The 246-nt window shown below is 58.5% G+C and carries 1 protein-coding gene and 1 pseudogene; both read right to left on the reverse strand.

Translation table 11 applies throughout. The annotated features are described in order from the left end of the window. Nucleotides 1-103, reverse strand: a pseudogene (locus AC5RWD_RS23385) (lipoyl synthase); the annotation flags it as partial. Between the two features lie 36 nt (nucleotides 104-139). Beyond that, nucleotides 140-246 (reverse strand): L-serine ammonia-lyase, iron-sulfur-dependent, subunit alpha (locus tag AC5RWD_RS23390; RefSeq protein ID WP_494022290.1); only part of this gene is annotated, 107 nt, incomplete at its 5' end.

Raw genomic sequence — 246 nt, forward strand, 5'->3', positions numbered from 1 at the left:
TCTGGACCTTGGCCTTGATCCAGTCCGGTTTGCGTTCCACCGGGGTGGCCGCATTGCGCTGCTCGATCCGCAGCATTTTCCGGCCTTCTGGTGCCAGCGTCATTGTTCTCTTTCCTAGTAATTAAGCAGGAGCGCTAACTCAGCAGGCCACGACGTTGACGGCGAGGCCGCCCATGGCTGTTTCCTTGTATTTGGAGCTCATGTCCTTGCCGGTCTCGCGCATGGTCACGATGACCTCGTCGAGTG

It is taken from the genome of Arthrobacter sp. CMU6 (assembly GCF_059090205.1).